We start from the raw sequence: 25,344 nt of genomic DNA, 5'->3' as shown, positions 1-25,344 counted from the left end.
ACCCGCCGCGGATCGGTGCCGATATCCCCGGGCGGTCGGGCGAAAACCGCCGGTTGCGGGGCCGCCCGCCCCAGCCGCTACTGTATGGGGCATGGGTTTCCAGATCACCACCGTCAACGTCAACGGAATCAGAGCGGCCGTCAAGGAACGCAGTGCGGACAACCGTGGCTTCCTGCCCTGGCTGGAGCAATCGGCATCCGACGTCGTCCTCCTCCAGGAGGTACGCGCCAGCGAGCAGGATACGCAGAAGGCCCTGCAGCCGGTACTCGATCAGGGCTGGCACTACGTCGGCGCCCCGGCGGCGGCGAAGGGACGCGCAGGGGTGGGAATTCTCTCCCGCCGGCCGATGACGGGGGTGTCCATCGGATTCGGTTCCTTTCTCGACTCCGGTCGCTACATCGAGGCGACCATCGAGGACACCGGACTGGATTCCCCGGTCACCGTGGCATCGCTCTACCTTCCCTCCGGCTCCGCCGGAACCGCCAAACAGGATGAGAAGTACCACTTCCTCGACGAATTCGAGGAGATCCTCAGCCAGCGAGCCGGCGCCAACTCCCACATGGTCATCGGCGGGGACTGGAACATCTGCCACCGGCGCGAGGACCTGAAAAACTGGAGAACCAACCAGAAGAAGTCCGGTTTCCTCCCCGATGAGCGTGCCTTCATGGACGCGGTCTTCGGTACCTTCCCGGATGAGACCTCGCAGGTCGCGGGGGCGGGTGACTTCCTCGGGGCGGTCGACTACTCCGGGGCGGCGGGGCGTCGGGAAGCGGCGGTTGATCCCGTGTGGTTCGACGTGCAGCGTCGGCTGCAGCCGGAGGGTGACGGCCCCTACACCTGGTGGACCTACCGCGGAAAGGCCTTCGACACCGACGCAGGCTGGCGGATCGACTACCAGGCAGCCACCGCGGCCATGCGGGACCTGGCGCGCAGAAGCTGGGTGGACAGGGCACAGGCCTATGATCTGCGGTGGTCCGATCATTCGCCCCTCAACGTGGTCTACGGCTAGCCATGCTGCTGACCGTTCTCTGGATCATTGGCATCACCGCCGAGGGGATGACCGGCGCACTGGCCGCGGGCAGACAGAAGATGGACCTGTTCGGAGTGTCGGTGATCGCGTGTGTGACGGCCATCGGTGGAGGCTCACTGCGCGATGTGCTCCTTGGCCACTATCCGCTGGTGTGGGTGGAGAAGCCGCACTTTCTCCTGCTGATCATCGGAGCCGCGATTCTGACGGTCTCCATATCCGTGCTCATGCAGCACTTCCGCACCCTGTTCCTGGTGCTCGATGCCGTCGGTCTCTCCGCCTTCGCCGTGATCGGCACCCAGATCGCCCTGGAAATGGGGCACGGATTCATCATCGCGGTCGTCGCCTCCGTGCTCACCGGTGTGTTCGGCGGCGTGCTGCGCGACCTGCTCTGCGACCGGATTCCCCTGGTATTCCAGAATGAGCTCTACGCGTCGGTGGCCTTCCTGGCCACCTGCGTCTACTTCCTCATGATGTCGCTGGGCGCATCGGAGAACATCACGGTGATCGTCTCGGTCCTCATCGCCTTCAGCACGCGGCTGTTGTCGCTGTGGCGGGGCTGGGCGCTGCCCGTTTTCGATTACCAGGAACGTGAGTACAAACGTGATCCCCGACAGCGGCTGTGGCGGATGTTCCGGCGCTGATCCGGGGTTTAGCAAAGTCGCCGAATCTGAGGGTAGGATTGGAACCCTGAACTTCACCACGGCCGACTCCCCGGACTCGGGGAGCGAAAAGTTAAGGATCGTACATGGTTAAGGCATTCGCGCTGATGATCGTCGGCGCCATCATCCTCGCAGGCGGAATCTGGTACTCCAGCGACATCGGGCACACCGTCATGTCCATGGTTGCCGCGCTGATCATGGCGGCGGGCGGTGCCATCATCACCTGGGGTATCGCCGTGGCTCTGGACGTGCATTCACCGACGTCCCGCAAGCTCTAGCAGCAGCTCAGCGATTGCAACCCGCACCGCCGGTGCGGGTTTTTTCACGTATGCCGGGCATCTCGCATCCCCGGTGGCACATCCGGTATCGCGCTTTGACTACCGTAGCCCGGGTGGGTGCGGAGTCCATGACTAGACTGTTTTAGCATGACCTCGCAGGACACCACGCAGACAGCCACCACCACCCAGAGAGTTCTCTCCGGCATCCAGCCCACCGCCGACTCCTACCACCTTGGAAACTACCTGGGAGCGGTCAAGCAGTGGATCAATCTGCAGGATGAGTATGATGCCTTCTACTTCATCCCCGATCTGCATGCCATCACCGTCGATCAGGATCCGGCGGAGCTGCGCCAGCGCACGGTCGCGGGAGCGGCCCAGCTGCTGGCGCTGGGAATCGACCCGGAGCGCTCCACCCTCTTCGTGCAGTCCCACGTCCCGGCACACGCGGAGCTGTCCTGGGTGCTGACCTGCCTCACCGGTTTCGGCGAGGCATCGCGCATGACCCAGTTCAAGGACAAATCGGCCAAGCGTGGCGCCGACCGCACCTCCGCAGGACTGTTCACCTATCCCATGCTCATGGCGGCCGATATCCTGCTCTACCGCCCACAGCTGGTGCCGGTGGGGGAGGATCAGCGTCAGCACCTGGAACTCACCCGCACCCTCGCCGAGCGTTTCAACACCCGCTTCGGTACGGTCTTCGAGGTGCCCGAGGGGTTCATCCCCACCGGGGCATCCAAGATCTACGATCTGCAGAACCCCACCGCGAAGATGTCGAAGTCGGGGGAGAACCCCAAGGGCATCATCAACCTCCTCGACGATCCGAAGGTCTCGGCGAAGAGGATCAAATCCGCGGTGACCGACAATGAGGCGCGGATCGCCTACGATCCGCAGAACAAGGCGGGTGTGAGCAATCTGCTGGTCATTCAATCGGCACTGACCGGCGTCGGGGTGGATACACTGGTCGAGGGGTACGAGGGCAAGGGCTATGGCGCACTCAAGACCGATACCGCGGATGCGCTCGAGGCCTTCACCACCCCGCTCAGGGAGAAGTACGACACCTACATGAACGACCCCGCCGAACTCGAGCGGGTCCTGGCGATCGGAGCGGACCGCGCCAACGAGTACGCCAGCGGTGTTCTCGCCGAGGTCTATGACAGGGTCGGCTTCCTGGCGCCGCGCGGCAGGTAAAGGCACCACGTGAGATCACAATCCGGCCACGCCCGAGGTCCCCGACCACACGGGCGCTGCCGGATTTCCTATCCTTGAGGGTGACAAAAGTACAGACCACGTGATTTCCAACGTTTTCCGAAGGGTGGATCCCATGGCCGAAAAGACGAGACCCGATGAGTTCGGCATCGAACGCTCGAACCGTGACGAGCTCGGTGTGGTGGACAAGGTCCGCGAGCGATCCAGATGGATCGATCACCTCATGCGAATGAACGAGCGGTACGGATCCAAGGGCGGAAACCAGCTCTCGGCCGGGATCACCTACTTCTCCGTGCTGTCGGTGTTCCCCCTGGCGATGCTCGTCTTCGGTATCGCGGGTGTGATGCTGGCACGCAATCCCGAGGTGCTCCAGCAGATCCAGGATGAGATCACCAACGCCCTGGAGGGTGATATCGGTTCCACGGTCAACCAGATCATCGACACCGCGATCGCCCAGCGCGGCACCGTCCTGGGCGTCGGTGGTCTGACCGCCCTGTGGTCGGGCCTGGGGTGGATGGACAATCTGCGTTTCGGGGTCTCCCGGATGTGGGCGGTCGATCCGACCAGCGGCAGTTTCCTGAACAAGAAGATCAAGGATCTCATCGCCCTGGTGGTCCTCATCCTTGCACTGATTCTCGCCTTCGGGATCACCGCAGTCGGGGCGTCGGGAGCCACCACGGCGTTTCTCGGATTCCTCGGACTAGAGGCGGTCCCCGGAATCAGCTACATCACCTGGGTGATCGCGGTGGCCATCGGCGTGGTGGCCAACTTCTTCGTCTTCTTCTGGATGATCGTCTATCTGCCGCGGACCAAGGTTCCGCGCAGGCCGGGCGTGCAGGCTGCACTGCTCGGTGCGGTCGCCTTCGAGGTGGTCAAGCAACTCGGCTCCCTGCTCGCCTCCAACGCGCTGAACAACCCTGCGGGAGTGGCCTTCGGCCCGATCATCGGCATCATGGTTGTGCTCTATCTGATCTGGCGGATCCTCCTCTACTGTTCGGCATGGGCGGCCACCTCCGAGGAATCCTTGAAGAACGCGCTGGTGCCGGCACCGGAGCCGGCGGTGATCCAGGTCCGCACCGAGATCTCCCCGGTCTCCGCACCCACCGACGCTGCCCGGAAGGTCGGAATCGGAGTCGCGGTGGGCGCGGCGGCCGCCGGTGCACTGGCCCTCCTGCGCAGGAACTAGGGGTCTGGTGTCCGTGGGGGGCGTGGTGCGCCCCTGAGCAACCGGATTCAGGGCTTTCCCCGATTCCGCTGGCCAGACACGCGCTATAGGGTGGGTGTTATGAATAACGACCTGCCAACCCTTTATTCCGCTTTCGATCTCGATCGAAGTGATGACTCCGAGGAACTCGGACTTGTACTCTCGGCCAGGGACCTCCGCCTGGAACAGATGGGTGTTCCGGACACCGACCCCCGGCGGACCCAGACGGTGCTGGCCTTCTCGGTCCTGGCGGACCCGGGGAAACGGGCCATCTATGATGAGCGGATCGACGCCGGTGCCGCATTGACCTGGGACCAGATCCGCCACCTGGGTAGTTTCGGTAGCCTCGATTCCTTTCAGGGGCCGGTCACCGGTCAGTCCGCAGGAGCTCAGCCGACCGCCTTCAACAATCCCTTCGCCACGCCGCAGCCGGAGACTTCGCAGGAGCCCCAACCCGGCGGTTACGGATACGCCTTCGGTGATCCGGCGCCCACCCCCTTCGCAGGGAATGTGAACGCCTCGATGTACGGTTCACCGGGCTTTTCGACGCTGCCGACCACACACTCCGGTTTCGCGGCACCCTCACCGATTCATGACCGTCCGACCTCGGGCACCCGGCTGCAGATGGCGATTGTCGATCTGATCATCGCCGCCGTGGGTTCCGGAATCATCATCGGGATCCTCGGTGCCGATGGGCTGCTCGACTGGCTTCTCGGCACCCTGCTGATGATCGCCTACGTCGTCGGCTTCGAATCGGTCATGGGAGCGACACCGGCGAAGAAGATGTTCGGCTACGAGGTCCGGGATGTCACCACCGGCTCGCGACTCTCCGCCGGCGCATCCTTCAAACGCAACTGGTGGAAGTTTCTCGGCGCGGTGCCGGCTCTCGGTGGACTGGTGACACTGATCATGGCCGCGGTCTACGGTTCCTCGATCAATCCCTCCAACCAGATGCGGGGCATCCATGACAAGATGGCCAATGCCGAGGTGGTGAAGAAGCACTAGCATCCCGGGGGTGTACCCAGTTGTGACCACGCGAAGCTCCCGATGGATATACCGTTCAATTCGGCTATCAATCTGCGGATGCACCGCGCCACCTTGCGATTTGTCGGAGGGCCATGGCGGCCACCGCTAGCGGTGACCACCCGCGTCACCGTGATCCCAGACTGAGTGCATGACATCTCGCGGGATTCTCCGTCAGCGGTCAGCAGATACGGGCATTCTCCACACCGCACTCGTCTGTCCCGACCTCACCACCTGAGGACCTCCCCGGCGCACGCATCGCAGCCGGTCGCCGGTGTTTCAGCACCGCGCGTACCCGGCTCAGATCACTCCAATGGCATCTCGGGACCCGGAGCTAACGGAGTTCGTCCGGCCGCGGAGCGGAGCGGGGTGGCCTGATCGGCTCCGTGCTCGCTGACCGGCAGCACCATGCGCTCAAGGTGACATCGGCGGCGGGTACCAACGGTTCGCTGAGTGTCACCCACACGAGTTCAGGTCCCTCAGCCCTCGTTCACAACCTCACCGGGAATTACCCAACTAGGGTCGCCTCCTGAACGTCCACACCAGGGCGGCCAGGAGCAGCAGCACGACGGCGGCGATCGGGAGGATGATCCGCATTGCACCGGTCAGCGGATCCGTGGGGGAGTCCGGGGAGTCCCCGGGCACGGTGGCCGGGGGAGCCGCGGACACCGTGCCGGTGTCCGCGGCGGGGCCACCCAGCTGCCCGACGGCTGAGCCGGTGGGCACGACCAGGGAGGCGTCGATAAGCTTTCGGGCCTGCTCCCAGGGACGGCCGTGGTCGACCGTGGTGTCCAAGATCACCGCGCCACGGCGCCTGCCGTCACGATTGACCGCACCGACGAAGGTGTGGTGGGCGTCATCGGTATAGCCGGTCTTTCCCCCGATTCCATCGGGATCGTTCATGAACAGACCGTTGTCGTTCCACACCTGGAAGCCCTCGTTGTCACCCCATCCGGGAAAATCCACGTGGTCGGTGCCGACGATCTCCGCGAAGGTGGGATTCTGCCAGGCCCGCCGGTAGATCAGCGCCATGTCATAGGCGGAGGTGGACATGCCGGCGGCATCGAGACCCGAGTAGGTTGCGGCGCGGGTGTCCTCGGCCCCCAGGTCCCTCGCCAGGGAATTGACCTTGTCCAGGGTCCGTTCATCCCCGCCCAGTTCCTGGGCGAGGAGATAAGCGGCATCATTTCCGCTTGCCATGAGCAGGCCATGGAGCAGCTGGTCAACGGTGTACACCCCACCCTCACCGACACCGACCCTGGAACCCTCGATCTCCGCGGCCTCCCTGGTTCCGGTGACCACCCTGGCGGGGTCGAGTTCATCGATGGCGACCAGCGCCAGCAGAACCTTGATGATACTGGCGGGACGGTAGCGGCCGTGGGGGTCCTTTGCCGCCAGAATCTCACCTGAATCCAGGTCGAAGACCATCCAGGCGGATGCGGTCAGATCCGCCGGAACCTCCATGCCCGCCGGGACGGTCACGCCGCAGTTCGACATCTTCGCGCCACCGGCGGGAACCTCCGGTACCGCGAGGGCGGCGGGGGTCTGCGCACCGGGGGCCACCGCCTCGGAGGTGGTGTGTGCGGGCGAGGGGGAGACCTCATAAGGGCAGCCGTCGGTGTCGGGTGCGGACTCGCGCGGAGCCGGGGTGGCCGTGCCGGAGGTGTCCTCGTGGCCGTCCACCCTGTCCGCGTTCTCCGCGGTCACCGGCGGGTTCCCCTGCGCCGTCGCGGTGCCGGGGGCGAGCGGGATGAGCAGTGAGAGTGCGGCTGCGGCCGCCACCAGTGTTGTCCTCATGATCGACTCATAATATCCGCACCGCACCCGGGGGCAGGTGACCGGCTCCCCTGCTGTGGTGCGGTATCTAGATGCGTCGGGGCGGTGGCTGCGACCCTAGAACTTGGTGAATCGCCTGGTCAGCATGTCCTCGAGCTCGCGCCAGGACTGTGAATGGTCGGTGAAGGGGGCGTGGGGGACGTATCCCGAGGTGTCGGAGGCGCCGAGCATGTAGGAGATGTAGTCCTGCATCCGTGGGTTGGCCAAGAAGTAGGAGTTCATCGAATCGTCGCCGGCCCAGTCCGCGGCATCGGCCATGAGCTCGTAGGCGCGCGCCATCTGCTGGGTGTCCACGGCGTCGACGGAGGTGTTGATGTCCTCGATGAGGCCGGTGAAGGAGTAGAAGTTGTCGGGGTGGACCTGCAGTTCCGTCTCACCAGCATTGATTCCGAGCATCAGGTCACCCCAGGTGGAGGCCCTGGCCAGATCATGGTCATCGTGTTCGATCAGCCAACGCAGCAGTGCCTTGGGGTTGTTGAAGGTGTGGATCTCGCCGAACCTTCCGAGGAACACGGGCTGGCCCTCCAGATAGGTCCGGAGGGTGTAGACGGAACGACCGTCGATGGTGATCCTGATCGGGTCGATTCCGGCGATTCCCCACGCTGAGGTGTCATAGGGATCGACCTTCTCCGCCTCCTCCCTGGCCACCTGCTCCTCGGCCTCGCGAGTTGCCTCGGCGGCGGACTCTGCCTCGCGGATGCGCGTGGCGGCATCATCGACGAACACCTTGTCCACCTCCTTGACCGTCACTGCCTCATCAATGGCGTCAACCACGGAATCCCAGTTGCTCAGCACCGCCCGACCGATCGCGGACCATTCCCCGAGGCCGTTGGGGCCGGCGTAGTGGTCGGCGCCGCGGTCGACGTTGGCGAGCACGGAATGGGAGGAGAAGAAGACCGTCACCGGGGTCGAGGCGGTGACGTTGCCGAGACTGCGGGTCAGCGCGAAGATGCGGGCAACCTCCTTGACATTGGCGTAGGAGGGACGCTCCGCCAGCAGCGCGGGCAGTCCCACGATGTCGTAGGAGGAATCCTCCCCGGGAACGACCCTGGAGGCGTCGCGGGCGGCGAACTCCTTCCACTGCGGGTGGGAACGCAGGTCGTGCGGGGCATCGGATTCAATGAACACCAGCAGTTCCTCCGGGGAGGTGAACACGTAGAGGTCATCCCCGTTGCCCAGAAAGGCCTGCCACTCGTTGCCCTGCTCCCTCCAGCCCGGAGCCCAGAGGGTGAAGAAGTCACCCTCTGTCAGTGAGATGGAGACGGGAACGATTCCTTTTTTAGCCATGCTCACAAATCCTAGTCGGTACCTCTTTTCCACGTCACCTCCCGTGCTGCTTTCACCCCGGGTGGGGCCGTCTATCCGGTTGGCCGGTAGAAGCCGTGAAATGCCATGCCCATATTGGAGGTGCGGACCGGATTGGTCTGCACGGGATCACCGGCCTCAATGATCTGCCCCTCACCTGCATACATAGCCACGTGTCCATCCCAGACGAGGAGATCACCGGCCCTGAGCTCCTCATAGGACACCGGCCTTCCAACCGCCTGCTGGTCGGCGGTCCGCGGCAGTTCCACTCCCGCCTGACGCCAGGCCCACTGGGTCAGGCCGCTGCAGTCGAATCCCCCGGCACCGGTGCCACCCCACAGATAGGGGGTGCCGATGGCGCTGCGGGCGGCGGCCACAGCCTGTTCGCCGGCCGTGTTCCCCGGGGCCTCCTGCGGTGCGGGTGCCTCCTGCGGCACGTCCGCGTGCGCCGGTTCATTGTTGCCAGGGTCCGGGGCCGGGGCGGGTACGGGGGCATCGGAGATACCGGGAACATCGGAGGCACGGTGGGCGAGTGGTTGGATCTCCTGGAGACGACTGGTGACGGGGAGCAGCTCCAGCCCGAGGTCATCCAGGCGCCGGCCGGCGGCGTGGACGGCCTGTGTACACAGTGCGAGCAGTTCGGCGTGTGCGGACCCGGCAGCACCGGGGACGGGGGAGAGCATCCGGAGCATGAGCGGCCCTGAGCCGCGGAGCAGCCCGAGTCCGAGGTCGAGGAGATCGGAGCGGGCGGATTCGATCAGCGGGGCGGCGCTTGCGAGGGTGTGCACGAGAGTGTCATGCTGGCCGCCGATGCGTTCGGCCACCTCCATCAGCGCGGTGGGGTGCGCCCCGAAGACGGTGCCGAGGTGCACCGCGGCATCCAGGTCGGGGACGGCGGGCAGCGCCACCTTCGGCAGGGCGGCGGGCAGGTGCCCGGATATGTCCGCCAGGGCCCGGTCAAGCGGTGTCACCCCGGCCGCCCGGTGTCGTGGCCCAGCTGGTCGAGGTCGTGGGCCAGCTGCGCGTCCCGCGCGGTGATGGCCTCGATGTTTCGGAGCGCACGTTCGCCCATGTCACGGGAGGACCGCGCCAGGGATGTGACATTGCCCAGATACACCCCGAGGGCATCGGCGTACACCCGGTGGAATTCAGTCAGACCCTCCCCCTGTGGTGGAGGCGGCGGGGAAAGCTCACCGACATGCGTGCGGAGGAGTTCGTGGGCGAGGGTGCGGGCGTGTTCCGGGTCCAGTCTCATACCCTGTTGGACTGCGCAGCACCGGTGAAGGTTCCCCCGATCTTGATCGGGGCGCGGATGATTTAACATGAGGGGCATGGACATCACCATCGTCAACCATCCCCTCGTCGCGAGTCGGCTCACCATCATGCGTGACGAGCGAAGTGACAACGCAGCCTTCCGTGCAGCCGCCGCGGATCTGGGCATGATGCTGATCTACGAGGCATCCCGTGAGCTGGCCGTGGAGTCCTTCGACGTGGACACCCCGGTCGCCACCGCGACGGGCACGCGCCTGGAGAATCCCCCGATCATCGTGCCGATCATCCGCGCGGGGCTGGGAATGATCGATCCCGCGCTGTCGATGATCCCCGATGCCCAGGTGGGCTTCATCGGACTCGCCCGCAACGAGCAGACCCATGAACCGGTTCCTTACCTGGAGGCGCTTCCGGAGGATCTCAGTGGTCAGCCGGTGTTCCTCGTCGACCCGATGCTCGCCACCGGCGGGTCACTGCTCCACGCGATCCGGCTGCTGGCCGCGCGCGGCGCCACCGACATCACCGCGATCTGCATGGTCTCCGCACAGCCCGGCGTGGATGCCCTGGCGGATTCCGGTCTGCCCGTGCGCCTGGTCACGGCGACCATCGATCCGTCGCTGAATGAGCAGGCCTACATTGTCCCGGGACTCGGGGACGCCGGCGATCGGCTCTACGGGCCCCGCAACATCGACCTCTGAGGCCCGCTGCTCTAAGCTCCGCCCGTGCCCACTGTATTGGGCGGTGATTGTCCAACCCGATGGGCATTGTGGGGTGGGTGTACGCCGATACCGACGACTACCACTGGGCCAGCTACGGTCTCGTGCTGTCCTCGCGGCTCAGACACATCCGCCGGGCCCGAGGGCTGAGCCAGGAGGGACTCGCCGAGCTGTCGAAGGTGAGCCGGAACACCATCTCCAATCTGGAGCGCAATGAAAACAACAACGGCGCCCCGATCGATCCGGTGATGACCACAATCTACCGCCTGGCTAGGGCGCTGAACGTGCCGCCGGCGGCACTGTTCCCCGCGGTCGGCGAACCGGTGTCCATCATCTGCGTGGAAACATCCGTGGCCGTCGATGTCCGGTGGCCGGCCACCGAGGAGGAAAGACTGCTTTTCGACGCCCGCGACGCCGCGGGTGAGGTCCCGGCGCAGCTCGGCGAGGCGGACATCCGGGTCCTCGGCCGAACCGTGGATCCCACACTGCCCTGAGTCTGCAACCTAGAGCTGCCCGACCCACCCCTCAACCTCGGACTGCAGTCGTTTCAGCAGTTCCGAAGCCTCCTCATGTGAGCTCGCCTGGGCGACCTCGAGATACATCTTGGCTTTGGCCTCGGTCCCGGAGACACGGCCGATGACCCGGATGTGGATGGAGTCGAGCCGTCCGCTGACGCTGAGACCCTGGTTCTCCGGGAGCGGTCGGGCGATCAGCGGCACCCCGATCAGCTCTTCCGGGGGATGCAGTGACCAGGAATCCACCAGTTCGCGGGGATCGGAGGTGCGGACCGCGATCTGGGTCGAGGCGAAGTATCCGTACCGGCGGTAGAGCTCATCGAGCTTGGTCTGCAGGGACACCCCGGCCGCCTTGAGCTCGGCCGCCCAGTCCGCGGTGACCAGGGCCGTGGCGATACCGTCCTTGTCCGGTACCAGATCCGGTGCCGGGCAGGTTCCCACCGCCTCCTCGTAGGCGAAGGCCAGGTCCCCCCGGCTGTTGTCCGCGGCGCGGGAGAGATTCTTGAAGCCGGTCAGTGTCTCCGTGTAGTCCCATCCCTTGTCCTCGGCGATGATCCTGAGGAGCTGGGAACTGACCACGGTCGTGGCCACGACCGGGGGCGCACCCTCGCCGGTGTACTCGGGCACCAGGCGGGTGGACAGCAGCGTCCCGGTCTCATCCCCGGAGAGCATGCGGTGACCACCGTCCGCGGTCCGGATACCCACAGCACAGCGGTCGGCGTCCGGGTCGAGTGCGAAGAGAATATCGGCATCCTTCTCCGCGGCGCGCTCGAGCAGCAGCTCGATGGCGGAGGATTCCTCGGGGTTCGGGAAGGTGACGGTGGGGAAGGTGGGGTCCGGGTACTGCTGGGCCTTCACCGGAGAGGCCAGGGCGAATCCGGCCGACTGAAAGGCATTGGACATCGCGCGACCACCCACCCCGTGCAGGGCGGTGTAGACGATCCGCAGGCTGGCACGTTCGGAGTTGACCCGGAGCAGATCGGCCTGCCGCGGTGTGATCATGTCCACGATCTCATCGATGTAGCGGCGAACCTGATCCGAAACCGGTCGCACCGTCACCCGCGGCACCCGCACCGGATCCTCCACGGCCTCGATGTAGCGCTCCAGCTCGGCCTCCATGTCGGCGTAGAGCTGCCGGCCGTTGGCGAGGAAGACCTTGTACCCATTGTCCGCGGCACCGTTGTGGGAGGCGGTGATCTGGACACCGGCATCCAGACCACGCTGCTTGACCATCCAGGGAATGATCGGTGTCGGACTCGGGGTGGGCAGCAGCATCACCTCGAAGCCCGCGCCGGCGAACACCTCCGCGGTGGTCGCGGCGAAGGTGTGGGAGCCGTAGCGGGCGTCATAGCCGACGACCACGCGGAGCGGACCGTCCTGCGGGTAGATGCTGCGGCCGATACCGGTCTCATCCTCGGGAACCAGATGGGGGATGTGGTCCCGGGCCGCCCGCTCGGCGAGCCAGCTGGCCACACCCGCCGTGGTGCGGGTCACCTGGAGGACGTTCATCTGATGCGGGGCCGGCCCCACCGGTGCGCGCATGCCTGCGGTACCGAATGACAGCTGTCGGAACTCGTCCATGAACACCCCATTTCCGGGTCTTGTTGGGTTCGCTACTAGAATTGACTCTACCGCTATGCGGGAGCAGCCGGATACGCCCGCGGACTTTTAGGAAGGAACACTCAGTGACGGATATTGGTGCGCTGGTTACCTCGTGGATGGACCGCCACCGGGATGAGGTTCTTGGTTGGCGCAGGCATTTGCACAGCCATCCCGAGCTGTCACACATGGAGTACCGCACGACGGAGTTCCTCTCCGATGTCCTCAGAGCCCACGGCCTGGAACCCGTGGCCTTCCCCGGCACCGGTCTGATGGTCGACATCGGTCCCGCGGGCGACCAGAGGCTGGCCTTCCGAGCCGATATCGATGCGCTCCCCCTCACCGAGTCAACCGGGCTTCCCTTCGCATCCACGATTCCCGGTGTGGCGCACTCCTGTGGGCATGATGTCCACACCACGATCGCGCTCGCCCTTGCCTGCGCGTTGAGCACCATTGATCTTCCGATGGGGATCCGGGTGATCTTCCAGCCAGCGGAGGAGGTGATGACAGGAGGGGCCACCGAGGTCATCAACTTCGGTGCGCTCGATCAGGTCGATGCCATCTACGCACTGCATGTTGAACCCAAGCTCAAGGTGGGCCGCGTGGGTGTCCGCGCGGGGGCGATCACCTCCGCGTCCGATGTCATAGAGATACGTGTGCACGGCAGCGGCGGGCACAGCGCCCGTCCGCACCTGGCGGAGGACGTCGTCTACGCACTGTCGAAGGTCGTGGTGGACCTGCCTGGACTGCTTTCCCGCAGGGTCGATCCCCGAACCGGAACGGTTCTGGTGTTCGGAACGATCAACGCCGGGTACGCACCCAACGCGATTCCGGAGACCGGGTCCGTCTCCGGCACGCTGCGTACCGCAGACATCGGGACCTGGCGTTCCATGCGGCCGCTGGTCGGTGAACTGGTCGAGCAGATTCTGGCACCGACCGGGGTGCACCATGAGCTGATCTACAACCCCGGTGTCCCACCTGTTCTCAATGATGATGTGGCAACGGCGCTGCTGGCCAGTGCCGCACGCGATGTGGACACCCAGTCTGTGGTCCAGGCCCCACAATCCAGCGGGGGCGAGGACTTCTCCTGGTACCTGGAGCACGTACCCGGGTCGATGGCACGGCTGGGCTGCTGGCCAGGTCAGGGACCGAAACAGGACCTGCATCAGTCGGACCTCATCGTTGATGAGGGCTGCATCGGTGTCGGGGTCCGGCTCTTCGGCTCACTGGTCCAGCAGTACAGCAGCAGGTCCGAGGCTTTCCTCCAGCATTGAAAGGGGTAGGGTGTAGGGCTGGCTCCAAGTTTGGGAATTGTCGTAACCCGGCGTGACCAGCACATATGCTTTAGACTTGGGTCGCGCATCAGTGACAGCCCAGCATTCACCCAGCTCACACGTGTGGAGGTGCCTTAATGGCAAAGAGGATCGTAATCATCGGCGGCGGACCGGCAGGATATGAGGCCGCCCTGGCAGGCGCCAAGTACGGGGCGGACGTCACGGTCATCGAGGATGTGGGAATGGGCGGCTCGGCTGTCACCATGGACTGCGTCCCCTCCAAATCATTCATCGCAGGAACGGGGATCAAGACCGACCTGCGGCGCGCCGACGATATGGGTCTCAACCGCGGTCTCGGCAAGGCCCGCCTGGAGATCGATGCCCTGAACATGCGTGTGAAGGCACTGGCACAGGCACAGTCCGATGATGTGCGTGGTCAGCTTGAACGCGCCGGGGTCCGTCTGATCAGCGGCGTCGGTCGCTTCGATGACTACAACACGAACCAGACCACCCACTACATCCAGGTCACCCACTCCACGGGGGAGCAGGAGACACTCGAGTGCGACCTGGTTCTCGTGGCCACCGGCGCCACCCCGCGCATCCTCCCCGACGCCAAGCCTGACGGGGAGCGCATTCTCACCTGGCGTCAGGTGTATGACATTGATGAGATCCCCACACACCTTATCGTCGTTGGTTCCGGTGTCACCGGTGCGGAGTTCGTCTCCGCCTTCGCCGAGCTGGGCGTCAAGGTCACCATGGTCGCCTCCCGTGACCGCATTCTTCCGCACGATGACGCCGACGCCGCCGACGTCCTGGAAACCGTCCTCGCCGAGCGTGGAGTCTCGCTGGAGAAGCACGCACGCGTGGAATCGGTCACCCGCATCGAGGACGGCGGGGTCCGCGTACGCACCGCCGACGGCAGGGAGATCTTCGGATCGCACGCCCTGATCACCGTCGGATCCATCCCGAACACCAGGGACCTGGGTCTGGAGAATGTCGGCATCGAACTGGCACCCTCCGGGCATATCAAGGTTGACCGGGTCTCGCGGACCTCGGTCGCCGGCGTCTACGCCGCCGGGGACTGTACCGATCTGTTCCCCCTCGCCTCGGTCGCCGCGATGCAGGGGCGCGTGGCGATGTACCACGCCCTCGGAGAGGGAGTCTCACCGATTCGCCTGAAGACGGTGGCCACCGCCGTTTTCACCCGTCCCGAGATCGCGGCGGTCGGTGTCACCCACGCCCAGGTCGAGTCGGGGGAGGTCTCCGCACGAGTGATCGTGCTGCCGCTGGCGACGAACCCACGGGCAAAGATGCGTTCGCTGCGCCACGGTTTTGTCAAGCTGTTCTGCCGTCGCAATTCCGGATTGATCATCGGTGGTGTGGTGGTCGCCCCGACCGCCTCGGAGCTGATCTTCCCGATCGCCGTGGCCGTCACCAACAAACTCACGGTGGAGGACATCGCGGAGACCTTCGCGGTCTACCCCTCCTTGTCCGGGTCGATCACCGAGGCGGCGCGCCAGCTCGTGCAGCACGACGACCTCGGTTAGTCAGTCCCGGGGGTTCTTCATCCGGCGTGGTGGACGGGAGCGAGGTTGTACACCGGTGTGTCCAGGCCCTCCGCCCTCGCCTTGAGCTGCAGTGCGAGATAGCGTGAGTAGTGCCGTGACTGGTGCAGGTTCCCACCGTGGAACCACAGGTTGCGCTGCTGAGTGGGTTTCCACATGTTGCGCAGCTCCCCCTCCCACGGGCCGGGGTCCTTGGTGGTGTCGGATCCCAGGCCCCAGCAGCGTCCGACCCTGTCCGCAACCTCCTGGCTGATCAGCTGGGCCGCCCAGCCGTTCATGGAACCATAGCCAGTGGCCAGCACGATCACATCCGCCGGCAGTTCCTCACCGTCGGTCAGCACCACGGAGTTCTCCCTGACCTCCTCGATGGAGACCCCTGGTCGAAGCTGGATGCTGCCGTCGGCGACCAGCTCCGAGGCACCGACGTCGATGTAGTAGCCGGATCCGCGGCGGAGATATTTGAGGAACAGACCAGAGTCATCGTCACCGAAGTCGAGCAGGAAGCCGGCATCCTCCAGGCGCTGGTAGAAGTCGCTGTCCTGTTCCCGGATTCTGTCGAAGACCGGTCGCTGCGCCTCGTTGAGGATGCGGTAGGGCAGGGAGGCGAAGAGGAGATCGGCGGAATCGGTGTCCAGGCCGGATTCGATGGCGTCCTCCGAATACAGCGGACCGAATACCTCTCGCATCAGGGATTCAGAACGCACGATGTGGGTGCTGGAGCGCTGGATCATCACCGGGTGCGCACCGTGCTCATAGAGATCCGCGCAGATGTCGTGGGCGGAGTTGTTAGCCCCGAGAACGACGACGTTCTTGCCACGGTCGGCATCACCTCCGGGGTGCTGGGAGGAATGGCGGATCTCCCCTGCGAAATTCTCCTCGCCCTTCAGGTGGGGGATGTTGGGTACACCGGACATACCGGTGGCCAGGACGAGCTGCTCGGGGTGGAGTGTGATGTTCTCGCCGCCGCGGGAGACGGTGACGTTCCACACGCCGGCGTCCTCGTCGAATTCCGCGGACTCGCAGGTGGTGGAGCCCCAGTAGTCCAGGTCCATGATTCCGACGTAGTGCTCGAGCCAGTCGCCCATCTTGTCCTTCGGGGTGAACACCGGCCAGTTCTCCGGTAAGGGCAGGTAGGGCAGATGGTCGTACCACACCGGATCATGCAGGCACAGGGAGCTGTAGCGGGAGCGCCACTGATCGCCTGGCCGCGGATGCCTGTCAATGATCAGGGTGGGCACCCCCTGGTGCTTCAACCGTGCACCGAGCGCGATGCCACCCTGCCCGCCGCCGATGACCAGGACATAGGGCTGCTGGCTCACGCCCAGCTCGGCCTGTCGCCTGGCCCGCGCCTGCGCCCATGTCGTCCGTTCCTCCGCCGAACCGTGCTCGACGCCCTTCTCCCTGGTGCGGCCACGTTTCTCGGGGAACTCGATGAGTTCGCGTGCCGAGGTCACCAGGGTCCAGGCGGAGCCGTTGCGCAGACGGAGCACGCCACGGCAGTGGAAGTCCCCGGTATCGAAGGTGATGAAGGCACGCAGCACATCATCGCCCTCCGCCGCCACCTCGCCGTCGATGCGGGTGTTGGTGATGACGCTGCGCGGCCAGGTCCGGGTGATCATTTCCGCTATCTCATCGCGGCCCTCTGCCGTGGTGAGATTCCAGGTGAAGGCGAGGAGGTCCCGCCAGTATCCGTCGCTCTCGAAGAGTGCGGCGGCGGCCTCGCCCGCCGTCTCCCGCTCCGCCGTGGCCTTCTCCAGTGCATCCAGCCAGGTGCGTACGGCCTGGTTTTCGGTATCCGACATGAATCAGTGATCCTCTCAGGTGAGTTAAATTACGATGCGGCCACAATAGGTCCTGCATCACATTAGGGGGGGTATTCAGCCCCGTTTGCAAAGAACGAGAAAACCGACGATCGCCGCCACTTCCATGGTGATATGGGGAGGTGATGGGTATTTGCAAGGTTTGCTAAGTTCGCGCTTCGCCCCCACGGCGGCGGCGGTGGGAGGGTGCGGAGACCTGATTGCTGTCACGGTTTTGGGCGAACACGTGGAAAGCACTCCTTGCGCACAGGCTACGATGTGCTGAGAGTGACTGCCATCACCCTACGGCCGGATACTCGTCGAAAGGAACAACAACAGTGGTAACCACAGCACCCTCCACGCTGCCAGCATTCAAAAAGATCCTGGTGGCCAACCGTGGAGAAATTGCGGTCCGCGCTTTCCGCGCCGCATTTGAAACCGGAGCGGCCACGGTGGCGATCTATCCCATCGAGGACCGCGGGTCCTTCCACCGCTCCTTCGCTTCCGAGGCCGTGCGCATCGGCACCGAGGGCTCGCCGGTCAAGGCCTACCTTGATATCGATGCCATCATCGGAGCCGCAAAGAAGGTCAAGGCCGACGCCATCTACCCCGGATACGGCTTCCTCTCTGAAAATGCCCAGCTCGCCCGCGAATGCGAGGAGAACGGCATTACCTTCATCGGCCCGACGCCGGAGGTGCTCGACCTGACCGGCGATAAGGCGAAGGCGGTCGCCGCCGCGCGTGAGGCCGGCCTGCCGGTGCTCGATGAAACGGCGTCGAGCACCGATATCGATGAGCTCGTGAAAAGTGCGGAGGGTAGGAGCTACCCGCTGTTCGTCAAGGCCGTGGCGGGCGGCGGCGGACGTGGAATGCGTTTCGTGGACAACCCGGAAAACCTCCGTGCGCTGGCCGCCGAGGCCTCCAGGGAGGCCGCCGCAGCCTTCGGTGACGGCGCGGTCTACATTGAGCAGGCGGTGATCAAGCCACAGCACATCGAGGTCCAGATCCTCGGTGACGCCACGGGAGAGGTCATCCACCTCTATGAACGCGACTGCTCGCTGCAGCGTCGGCACCAGAAGGTCGTGGAGATCGCCCCGGCGCAGCACCTCGATCCGGAACTTCGTGATCGGATCTGCGCCGATGCCGTGAAGTTCTGCAAGTTCATCGGCTACCAGGGGGCCGGAACGGTGGAGTTCCTGGTCGATGAGGCCGGCAACCACGTGTTCATCGAAATGAACCCCCGCATCCAGGTGGAGCACACCGTCACCGAGGAGGTCACCGAGGTCGACCTGGTGAAGTCCCAGATGAGGCTCGCCGCCGGGGCGACGCTGAAGGAGCTGGGACTCACCCAGGACCGGATCCGCACCCACGGCGCCGCCCTCCAGTGCCGGATCACCACGGAGGATCCGAACAATGGATTCCGCCCCGACACCGGAACGATCACCGCCTACCGTTCACCCGGTGGCGCGGGTGTGCGTCTGGATGGGGCGGCCCAGCTCGGCGGGGAGATCACCGCGCACTTCGACTCAATGCTGGTGAAGATGACCTGCCGTGGCTCGGATTTCGCCACCGCGGTCGCCCGCGCCCAGCGTGCACTGGCGGAGTTCACCGTCGACGGCGTCGCCACCAACATCGGATTCCTGCGTGCGCTGCTGCGCGAGGAGGATTTCACCACCAAGCGGATCTCCACCAGCTTCATCGCCGATCACCCGCACCTGCTGCAGGCGCCCCCGGCGGATGACGAGCCCGGCCGCATCCTCGACTACCTCGCCGATGTCACGGTGAACAAGCCGCACGGCGAGCAGCCGCCGGCGGCCCGACCCATCGACAAGCTTCCCAGGGTCGATGATATTCCCCTGCCACGCGGTTCCCGTGACCGTTTGCTGCAGCTTGGCCCGGAGCGCTTCGCGCGCGAGCTGCGCGAGCAGGATGCGCTTGCGGTGACCGATACCACCTTCCGTGATGCCCACCAGTCGCTGCTGGCGACGCGGGTGCGCTCCTATGCGCTGATCCCCGCGGCCCGCGCCGTCGCAAAGCTGACCCCGGAACTGCTGTCCGTGGAGGCCTGGGGCGGCGCGACCTATGACGTGGCCATGCGTTTCCTCTTCGAGGATCCGTGGGCGCGCCTTGATGAGCTGCGTGCGGCGATGCCGAATGTGAACATCCAGATGCTGCTGCGCGGACGCAACACCGTCGGTTACACCCCCTACCCGGATTCGGTCTGCCGCGCCTTCGTGCAGGAGGCCGCCGATTCGGGGGTGGACATCTTCCGCATCTTCGACGCGCTCAACGATGTCACCCAGATGCGTCCGGCGATCGATGCCGTCCTGGAGACCGGAACCACCGTCGCCGAGGTGGCCATGGCCTACTCGGGCGATCTCTCGAATCCGAATGAGCAGCTCTACACACTGGACTACTATCTCAGGCTCGCCGAGCAGATCGTCGCCTCCGGCGCGCACATACTTGCCATCAAGGACATGGCGGGGCTGATGCGCCCGGCGGCGGCAACGAAGCTGGTCACCGCGTTGCGACGGGAATTCGACCTGCCCGTCCACGTGCACACCCACGACACCGCGGGCGGGCAGCTGGCCACCTACCTCGCCGCGGCGCAGGCGGGAGCCGACGCCGTCGACGGCGCCTCCGCACCTTTGTCAGGGACCACCTCGCAGCCCTCCCTGTCCGCGATCGTCGCGGCGTTCGCCCACACCCGCCGCGACACCGGCCTCAGCCTGGAGGCGGTGTCGGACCTCGAGCCCTACTGGGAGGCGGTCCGCGCGCTGTACACGCCCTTTGAGTCCGGGACCCCCGGGCCCACCGGTCGCGTCTACCGCCATGAGATCCCAGGCGGCCAGCTGTCGAACCTGCGGGCGCAGGCGACGGCGCTGGGACTGGCCGATCGCTTCGAACTCATCGAGGACAACTACGCGGCGGTCAACGAGATGCTCGGTCGACCCACCAAGGTCACGCCCTCCTCGAAGGTGGTCGGCGATCTCGCCCTGCACCTGGTCGGGGCGGGGGTCGATCCGGCCGATTTCGCCGCCGATCCGCAGAAGTACGACATTCCCGATTCCGTCATCGCCTTCCTCCGCGGTGAGCTGGGCAATCCCCCCGGGGGGTGGCCCGAGCCACTGCGCACCCGCGCCCTCGAGGGCAGGGCGAAGGGCAGGGATCCGATGGTGGAGGTCCCGGAGGAGGAGCGCGAGAACCTCAGCTCCGCGAACCGGGAGACCCGGCGTGGAACACTGAACCGCCTGCTGTTCCCCAAGCCGACAGAGGAGTTCCTCGAGCACCGCCGTCGCTTCGGAAACACCTCCGCACTCGATGACCGCGAATTCTTCTACGGACTCGTCGAGGGTCGGGAGACGATGATCCGACTGCCCAGGTCCGCGACACCGATGGTGGTGCGTCTTGACGCGGTATCCGAGCCTGATGACAAGGGCATGCGCAACGTGGTGGCCAATGTCAACGGCCAGGTCCGGCCGATGCGGGTGCGGGATCGTTCCGTGGAGTCCGTCACCGCCACCGCGGAGAAGGCGAACCCCTCGAACAGGGGCAGTGTCGCGGCACCCTTCGCCGGCGTGGTCACCGTGACCGTCGCCGAGGGCGATGAGGTCGCCGCCGGGGATGCCGTCGCCATCATTGAGGCCATGAAGATGGAGGCCACCATCACCACACCCGTGGACGGTGTGATCTCCCGCGTCGTGGTTCCCGCCGCCACCAAGGTTGAGGGTGGGGACCTGATCGTCGAGGTCGAGTAGGTTCCGCACTGCCGGGTTCCAAGGCGGTTCCGGCCCGTGGATCAGGCCCGGGGAGGGATGGTTGTCCTCCCCGGGCCCTTTCGCGTCCGGTGGCCCCGTCGTATCCGGGGGACCGCCCCCGGCATGATCCGCGGCACAGCGAGGGAGGACCCGCGGATGGCTGCTGACATGGGCCTTCCACAGGCTTTGCAAAGAACCACTATTTTGCTCACACTACATACACACTTTTCTTAGTGTTGCCTATCACCTCCCGTTGATACTGTGAGGTACATCAACTGTTTACAGCATGTACACTCCGAGGAGGAGAATTGCTCAACCACGAAGTAAGAACCCACGCTTCGGCCGAAGACTTCCCCACAAGGGACCACCTTGCCTGGAAGATCGCCCAGGTCGCCGTCGATCCGGTGGAGGTCCCCGGGGACACCACGGAGATGATCATCAACCGGATCATCGACAACGCCGCGGTATCCGCGGCCTCGGTGCTGCGCCGACCGGTCACGGTCGCACGTCGACAGGCGCAGGCGCACCCCCGTGACCACGGTGCCGCGGTGTTCGGCATCGACGGAACCTATTCAGCCGAATGGGCCGCCCTGGCCAACGGCACGGCGGTGCGTGAGCTTGATTTCCACGACACCTTCCTCGCGGCGGAGTACTCCCATCCCGGTGACAACATCCCGCCGATCCTCGCGGTGGCGCAGCAGGTGGGCAGCTCGGGCAGGGACCTGATCCGCGGTATCGCCACCGGATACGAGATCCAGGTCGACCTGGTTCGCGGGATGTGCCTGCACGAGCACAAGATCGACCACGTCGCCCACCTCGGCCCCTCGGTCGCCGCGGGTCTGGGCACCCTGCTGCACCTGGATGAGGAGACGATCTACCAGGCCATCGGCCAGGCGCTGCACACCACCACCGCGACACGCCAGTCAAGGAAGGGCGAGATCTCCTCATGGAAGGCCTTCGCCCCGGCTTTCGCGGGCAAGATGGCCATCGAGGCGGTCGACAGGGCGATGCGCGGGGAGGGCGCACCCGCACCCATCTGGGAGGGCGAGGACGGCGTCATCGCCTGGCTGCTCGCCGGAAAGGACCACGTGTACACCGTGCCGCTGCCCGCAGCGGGGGAGGAGAAGCGGGGCATCCTGGACACCTACACCAAGGAGCACTCGGCGGAGTACCAGTCGCAGGCACCGATCGACCTGGCGCGCATGATGAAACCCCTCGTCGAGGAGGCGGGCGGAACCGCCAACATCGAGTCGATCGTGCTGCACACCAGCCACCACACCCACTATGTGATCGGCAGCGGTGCGAACGACCCGCAGAAGATGGATCCCCATGCATCGCGTGAGACCCTGGATCACTCCATCATGTACATTTTCGCCGTCGCGCTTGAGGACGGCGCCTGGCACCATGCCGATTCCTACTCACCGGAGCGTGCGAACCGCCCCGAAACCGTGGACCTATGGCACCGGATCTCCACCGTCGAGGACCCCGAATGGACGCGCCGGTACCACTCCATCGACCCCGATGAGAAGGCCTTCGGTGCACGCGCGGTGATCACCATGCGTGACGGAAGCGTCATCGAGGAGGAACTCGCGGTCGCGGACGCCCACCCGCTCGGGGCCCGGCCCTTCGCCCGTGAGCAGTACATCGGGAAGTTCCGGACGCTCGCCGAGGGGGTGGTCAGCACCGCGGAGCAGGACCGTTTCCTGGAGGCTGTGCAGAAACTCCCCGATCTCGATGACCTGCGTGAACTCAACATCGTCATCGAGAATGAGATCCTGGCGAAGGCCCCCGAGACCGGGGCGGGTGTGCTGTGAACCTCTTCTCCACCGACACCACACCGCGGCAGCGTCGACAGGCACTGCGGGCGGCACTGAACGCACCGGGGATCGCGCGGATGCCAGGCGCCTTCTCACCCCTGGTTGCGCGCAGCATCCAGGAGGCCGGATTCGAGGGGGTTTACGTCTCCGGCGCGGTGATCGCCGCCGACCTGGCCCTTCCCGATATCGGGCTGACCACGCTGACCGAGGTCGCCGCACGATCGAGGCAGATCGCAAGGGTGACCGACCTGCCCACGCTTGTCGACGCCGACACCGGCTTCGGCGAACCGATGAGCGCGGCCCGCACCATCTCGGAGCTTGAGGACGCCGGCGTCGCCGGCTGCCACCTGGAGGACCAGGTCAATCCCAAACGCTGTGGCCACCTCGACGGTAAGGAGGTGGTGGCGACATCGACCATGGTCCAGCGGATCTCCGCGGCGGTGGGGGCGCGCCGCGACAGCGAGTTCGTCATCTGCGCACGCACCGATGCCGCCGGTGTCGAGGGAATCGACGCCGCCATCGAGCGGGCCAGGGCCTACGCCGGGGCCGGTGCCGACCTGATCTTCACCGAGGCACTGCACACCCCGGAGGACTTTGAACGCTTCCGCACCGCGGTTCCCGATGTGCCCCTGCTGGCCAACATGACCGAGTTCGGCAAAACCCGGCTGCTGTCCGCCGGACAGCTCCAGGACATCGGCTACAACGCCGTGATCTACCCCGTGACCACCCTGCGCATCGCCATGGGCAGCGTCGAGAGCGCCCTCGGCGACATCGCCGAGACCGGCACCCAGACCGGATGGGTCGACCGGATGCAGCACCGCAGCAGACTCTATGAGCTTCTGCGCTACTCCGAGTACAACGTCTTCGATCAGAAACTGTTCACCTACACCAACCCCCGGAAGGACTAGTCATGTCCACCACCTCACCCGCGACCGAGGTCCGCAAGGGCCTGTACGGAGTCATCGCCGACTACACCGGTGTCTCCAAGGTCATGCCAGAATCCAACTCCCTGACCTACCGCGGCTACCCCGTCCAGGAGCTGGTGGAGCACTGTTCCTTTGAGGAAGTGGTCTATCTGCTGTGGAACGGCGAACTGCCCACCGCCTCCGAGCTGGAGGAGTTCAACGCCCGCGGACGCTCCTACCGCAGCCTGGATCCGGGCCTGATCTCCCTGATCCACTCCCTGCCGGTCGACTGCCACCCCATGGACGTACTGCGCACCTCCGTGTCCTACCTGGGAACCAAGGATCCCGATCAGTTCACCACCGGCTCCGAGCACATCCAGCACGTCGGACACAGCCTCCTGGCGCAACTGCCCATGGCCGTGGCCATGGACATCCGGCGTCGCAGCGGCAAGGGCATCATCGCACCGGACGAGAACAAGGGGGTCGCCGAGAACTTCCTGGCCATGGTCTTCGGCAACGGTCCGGAGTCACCCGCCAGCAATCCCGAGGATGTCCGCGACTTTGAAAAATCGCTGATCCTCTACGCGGAGCACTCCTTCAACGCCTCCACCTTCGCCGCACGGGTGATCACCTCCACGCGTTCGGATGTGTACTCGGCGATCACCGGGGCAATCGGAGCGTTGAAGGGACCGCTGCACGGCGGTGCGAACGAGTTCGTCATGCACACCATGCTGGAGATCGATGATCCGGAGAAGGCCGCGGAATGGGTCAACGCCACCCTGGACAGCAGGAAGGTGATCATGGGATTCGGCCACCGCGTGTACAAGAGGGGCGACAGCCGGGTTCCCTCGATGAAGAAATCCTTCCTCAATCTCGCGGAGCGCCATGACGGGCAAAAGTGGGTCGAGATGTACGAGAACATGGAGCGTGCCATGGACGAGCGCACCGGGATCAAACCGAACCTGGACTTTCCCGCCGGGCCCGCGTACTACATCCTCGGCTTTCCGGTGGACTTCTTCACACCCCTTTTCGTGATCGCCAGGATCGCCGGATGGACCGCGCACATCGTGGAACAGTACGAGGACAATTCCCTGATCCGCCCGCTGTCCGAGTACAATGGGCCGGAACAGCGGATCGTGGTGGAGATCGAACAGCGCTGACGGCGGGGTCGGTGACGCCGGGCGGACTACCGGAGCTTCAGCCCCAGGTATCCCTCCGCCCAGCGCGTGATGGTGGCGGTGCCCTCCCGGAGGGCATCGCCCACGGTCATTGGTGCAAGGACCGGATCATTGGGCAGCGCGGTCTCCGGCGGCGCGGTGGGCACGACTTCCAGCCGCGGCCGCGGGCCGGGGTACAGGACCGCCAGCGCCAGCGCCTCGACCCGGGTCTGTTCGCAGATTACCCAGGTGTAGCGGGTGTCACTGTGCCAGTCACTTCGTGCCGTGGCGACGAAGTCCGCGTCGATCGCCTCCCCCAGGGCCCTGCTGAGGGCGGGCAGGTCGTCCACGCGGGCGTCGTGAAGGAGCGTGCGCGCGTAGAAGCGACCGCCATTGAGTTCCGTGGGTTCCAAGTTTTCCTTCTCCTTG

Annotated in this window: 21 protein-coding genes; 14 read left to right on the top strand and 7 right to left on the bottom strand. The window is 65.3% G+C overall.

Annotated features, from left to right (window positions below; translation table 11 throughout):
* Nucleotides 1-91 precede the first annotated feature (91 nt).
* The 6 genes from B7E02_RS11885 (at nucleotide 92) to B7E02_RS11860 (ending at nucleotide 5,382) form a co-directional block, all read left to right on the top strand.
* A complete protein-coding gene (locus B7E02_RS11885) occupies nucleotides 92-1,009 on the top strand; it encodes an exodeoxyribonuclease III (RefSeq protein WP_080796335.1) in 918 nt (305 codons plus the stop codon).
* 2 nt (nucleotides 1,010-1,011) lie between these two features.
* Nucleotides 1,012-1,671, top strand: coding sequence for a trimeric intracellular cation channel family protein (locus tag B7E02_RS11880; RefSeq protein ID WP_080796333.1), 660 nt, complete (start codon nucleotides 1,012-1,014; stop codon nucleotides 1,669-1,671).
* A gap of 104 nt (nucleotides 1,672-1,775) precedes the next feature.
* Nucleotides 1,776-1,967, top strand: coding sequence for a hypothetical protein (locus B7E02_RS11875; protein WP_080796331.1), 192 nt, complete (start codon nucleotides 1,776-1,778; stop codon nucleotides 1,965-1,967).
* A 147-nt stretch (nucleotides 1,968-2,114) separates the two neighbouring features.
* Complete coding sequence (gene trpS, locus B7E02_RS11870; RefSeq protein ID WP_080796329.1) at nucleotides 2,115-3,155, top strand: tryptophan--tRNA ligase; 1,041 nt, start codon at nucleotides 2,115-2,117, stop codon at nucleotides 3,153-3,155.
* Nucleotides 3,156-3,288: 133 nt separating this feature from the next.
* Entirely contained in the window at nucleotides 3,289-4,359 is a 1,071-nt protein-coding gene (locus B7E02_RS11865; RefSeq protein WP_080796925.1) for a YhjD/YihY/BrkB family envelope integrity protein, read from the top strand.
* 99 nt (nucleotides 4,360-4,458) lie between these two features.
* On the top strand, nucleotides 4,459-5,382 hold the full coding sequence (locus tag B7E02_RS11860) for an RDD family protein (protein ID WP_080796327.1): 924 nt from the start codon (nucleotides 4,459-4,461) through the stop codon (nucleotides 5,380-5,382).
* A 534-nt stretch (nucleotides 5,383-5,916) separates the two neighbouring features.
* Here the strand turns inward: B7E02_RS11860 and B7E02_RS11855 are convergent.
* From B7E02_RS11855 to B7E02_RS14125, 4 genes are all read right to left on the bottom strand, one after another.
* Entirely contained in the window at nucleotides 5,917-7,197 is a 1,281-nt protein-coding gene (locus tag B7E02_RS11855; RefSeq protein ID WP_080796325.1) for a D-alanyl-D-alanine carboxypeptidase family protein, read from the bottom strand.
* Nucleotides 7,198-7,293: 96 nt separating this feature from the next.
* The gene (locus tag B7E02_RS11850; RefSeq protein ID WP_080796323.1) at nucleotides 7,294-8,523 is read right to left on the bottom strand and encodes a hypothetical protein; all 1,230 of its coding nucleotides are present in this window, start codon (nucleotides 8,521-8,523) and stop codon (nucleotides 7,294-7,296) included.
* A 71-nt stretch (nucleotides 8,524-8,594) separates the two neighbouring features.
* On the bottom strand, nucleotides 8,595-9,512 hold the full coding sequence (locus tag B7E02_RS11845; RefSeq protein WP_080796321.1) for a C40 family peptidase: 918 nt from the start codon (nucleotides 9,510-9,512) through the stop codon (nucleotides 8,595-8,597).
* Complete coding sequence (locus B7E02_RS14125) at nucleotides 9,509-9,796, bottom strand: hypothetical protein (RefSeq protein WP_143336749.1); 288 nt, start codon at nucleotides 9,794-9,796, stop codon at nucleotides 9,509-9,511. Before B7E02_RS14125 ends, B7E02_RS11845 begins: the two co-directional genes overlap by 4 nt.
* A gap of 76 nt (nucleotides 9,797-9,872) precedes the next feature.
* On the opposite strand from B7E02_RS14125, the gene upp reads away from it, so the two are divergent.
* Nucleotides 9,873-10,508, top strand: a complete 636-nt coding sequence (gene upp / locus B7E02_RS11840) for a uracil phosphoribosyltransferase (RefSeq protein WP_080796924.1) — start codon at nucleotides 9,873-9,875, stop codon at nucleotides 10,506-10,508.
* 59 nt (nucleotides 10,509-10,567) lie between these two features.
* Nucleotides 10,568-11,020 (top strand): helix-turn-helix domain-containing protein, encoded by a 453-nt coding sequence (locus B7E02_RS11835; protein ID WP_080796319.1) that lies wholly within the window; start codon nucleotides 10,568-10,570, stop codon nucleotides 11,018-11,020.
* A 9-nt stretch (nucleotides 11,021-11,029) separates the two neighbouring features.
* Here B7E02_RS11835 and B7E02_RS11830 read toward each other — a convergent pair whose 3' ends face one another.
* Nucleotides 11,030-12,622, bottom strand: a complete 1,593-nt coding sequence (locus B7E02_RS11830; protein WP_080796923.1) for a phospho-sugar mutase — start codon at nucleotides 12,620-12,622, stop codon at nucleotides 11,030-11,032.
* A 137-nt stretch (nucleotides 12,623-12,759) separates the two neighbouring features.
* Between B7E02_RS11830 and B7E02_RS11825 the strand changes: the two genes are divergently transcribed.
* Both B7E02_RS11825 and B7E02_RS11820 read left to right on the top strand, forming a co-directional pair.
* Complete coding sequence (locus B7E02_RS11825; RefSeq protein WP_080796922.1) at nucleotides 12,760-13,914, top strand: M20 family metallopeptidase; 1,155 nt, start codon at nucleotides 12,760-12,762, stop codon at nucleotides 13,912-13,914.
* A 137-nt stretch (nucleotides 13,915-14,051) separates the two neighbouring features.
* Nucleotides 14,052-15,461, top strand: coding sequence for an NAD(P)H-quinone dehydrogenase (locus B7E02_RS11820; protein ID WP_080796317.1), 1,410 nt, complete (start codon nucleotides 14,052-14,054; stop codon nucleotides 15,459-15,461).
* A 17-nt stretch (nucleotides 15,462-15,478) separates the two neighbouring features.
* Here B7E02_RS11820 and B7E02_RS11815 read toward each other — a convergent pair whose 3' ends face one another.
* Nucleotides 15,479-17,281 (bottom strand): NAD(P)/FAD-dependent oxidoreductase, encoded by a 1,803-nt coding sequence (locus tag B7E02_RS11815; protein ID WP_080796314.1) that lies wholly within the window; start codon nucleotides 17,279-17,281, stop codon nucleotides 15,479-15,481.
* Between the two features lie 335 nt (nucleotides 17,282-17,616).
* On the opposite strand from B7E02_RS11815, the gene B7E02_RS11810 reads away from it, so the two are divergent.
* From B7E02_RS11810 to B7E02_RS11795, 4 genes are all read left to right on the top strand, one after another.
* On the top strand, nucleotides 17,617-21,036 hold the full coding sequence (locus B7E02_RS11810) for a pyruvate carboxylase (RefSeq protein WP_080796312.1): 3,420 nt from the start codon (nucleotides 17,617-17,619) through the stop codon (nucleotides 21,034-21,036).
* 308 nt (nucleotides 21,037-21,344) lie between these two features.
* Nucleotides 21,345-22,850, top strand: coding sequence for a 2-methylcitrate dehydratase PrpD (gene prpD, locus B7E02_RS11805; protein ID WP_080796309.1), 1,506 nt, complete (start codon nucleotides 21,345-21,347; stop codon nucleotides 22,848-22,850).
* Nucleotides 22,847-23,761, top strand: coding sequence for a methylisocitrate lyase (gene prpB / locus B7E02_RS11800; protein WP_080796307.1), 915 nt, complete (start codon nucleotides 22,847-22,849; stop codon nucleotides 23,759-23,761). The genes prpD and prpB overlap by 4 nt, the downstream gene beginning before the upstream one ends.
* A 2-nt stretch (nucleotides 23,762-23,763) precedes the next feature.
* Nucleotides 23,764-24,918 carry a bifunctional 2-methylcitrate synthase/citrate synthase gene (locus B7E02_RS11795; RefSeq protein WP_080796305.1) on the top strand — a complete coding sequence of 385 codons (1,155 nt, stop codon included), beginning with the start codon at nucleotides 23,764-23,766 and terminating at the stop codon, nucleotides 24,916-24,918.
* A gap of 26 nt (nucleotides 24,919-24,944) precedes the next feature.
* Here B7E02_RS11795 and B7E02_RS11790 read toward each other — a convergent pair whose 3' ends face one another.
* A complete protein-coding gene (locus tag B7E02_RS11790) occupies nucleotides 24,945-25,328 on the bottom strand; it encodes a hypothetical protein (protein ID WP_080796921.1) in 384 nt (127 codons plus the stop codon).
* Nucleotides 25,329-25,344 lie beyond the last annotated feature (16 nt).

This window comes from Corynebacterium pacaense, from assembly GCF_900169525.1.
Taxonomy (GTDB): Bacteria; Actinomycetota; Actinomycetes; order Mycobacteriales; family Mycobacteriaceae; genus Corynebacterium; species Corynebacterium pacaense.
This window is presented reverse-complemented; position numbering and strand designations above follow the sequence as displayed.

Excerpts from the sequence above, each read along its gene's own strand:
- B7E02_RS11850 (WP_080796323.1), bottom strand. The coding sequence starts at position 8,523 with ATGGCTAAAAAAGGAATCGTTCCCGTCTCCATCTCACTGACAGAGGGT.
- B7E02_RS11825 (WP_080796922.1), top strand. The coding sequence starts at position 12,760 with ATGGACCGCCACCGGGATGAGGTTCTTGGTTGGCGCAGGCATTTGCAC.
- B7E02_RS14125 (WP_143336749.1), bottom strand. The coding sequence starts at position 9,796 with ATGAGACTGGACCCGGAACACGCCCGCACCCTCGCCCACGAACTCCTC.
- B7E02_RS11855 (WP_080796325.1), bottom strand. The coding sequence starts at position 7,197 with ATGAGGACAACACTGGTGGCGGCCGCAGCCGCACTCTCACTGCTCATC.
- B7E02_RS11820 (WP_080796317.1), top strand. The coding sequence starts at position 14,052 with ATGGCAAAGAGGATCGTAATCATCGGCGGCGGACCGGCAGGATATGAG.
- upp (WP_080796924.1), top strand. The coding sequence starts at position 9,873 with ATGGACATCACCATCGTCAACCATCCCCTCGTCGCGAGTCGGCTCACC.
- B7E02_RS11880 (WP_080796333.1), top strand. The coding sequence starts at position 1,012 with ATGCTGCTGACCGTTCTCTGGATCATTGGCATCACCGCCGAGGGGATG.
- B7E02_RS11860 (WP_080796327.1), top strand. The coding sequence starts at position 4,459 with ATGAATAACGACCTGCCAACCCTTTATTCCGCTTTCGATCTCGATCGA.
- B7E02_RS11830 (WP_080796923.1), bottom strand. The coding sequence starts at position 12,622 with ATGGACGAGTTCCGACAGCTGTCATTCGGTACCGCAGGCATGCGCGCA.
- B7E02_RS11795 (WP_080796305.1), top strand. The coding sequence starts at position 23,764 with ATGTCCACCACCTCACCCGCGACCGAGGTCCGCAAGGGCCTGTACGGA.
- B7E02_RS11815 (WP_080796314.1), bottom strand. The coding sequence starts at position 17,281 with ATGTCGGATACCGAAAACCAGGCCGTACGCACCTGGCTGGATGCACTG.
- B7E02_RS11885 (WP_080796335.1), top strand. The coding sequence starts at position 92 with ATGGGTTTCCAGATCACCACCGTCAACGTCAACGGAATCAGAGCGGCC.
- B7E02_RS11835 (WP_080796319.1), top strand. The coding sequence starts at position 10,568 with ATGGGCATTGTGGGGTGGGTGTACGCCGATACCGACGACTACCACTGG.
- B7E02_RS11865 (WP_080796925.1), top strand. The coding sequence starts at position 3,289 with ATGGCCGAAAAGACGAGACCCGATGAGTTCGGCATCGAACGCTCGAAC.
- B7E02_RS11875 (WP_080796331.1), top strand. The coding sequence starts at position 1,776 with ATGGTTAAGGCATTCGCGCTGATGATCGTCGGCGCCATCATCCTCGCA.
- trpS (WP_080796329.1), top strand. The coding sequence starts at position 2,115 with ATGACCTCGCAGGACACCACGCAGACAGCCACCACCACCCAGAGAGTT.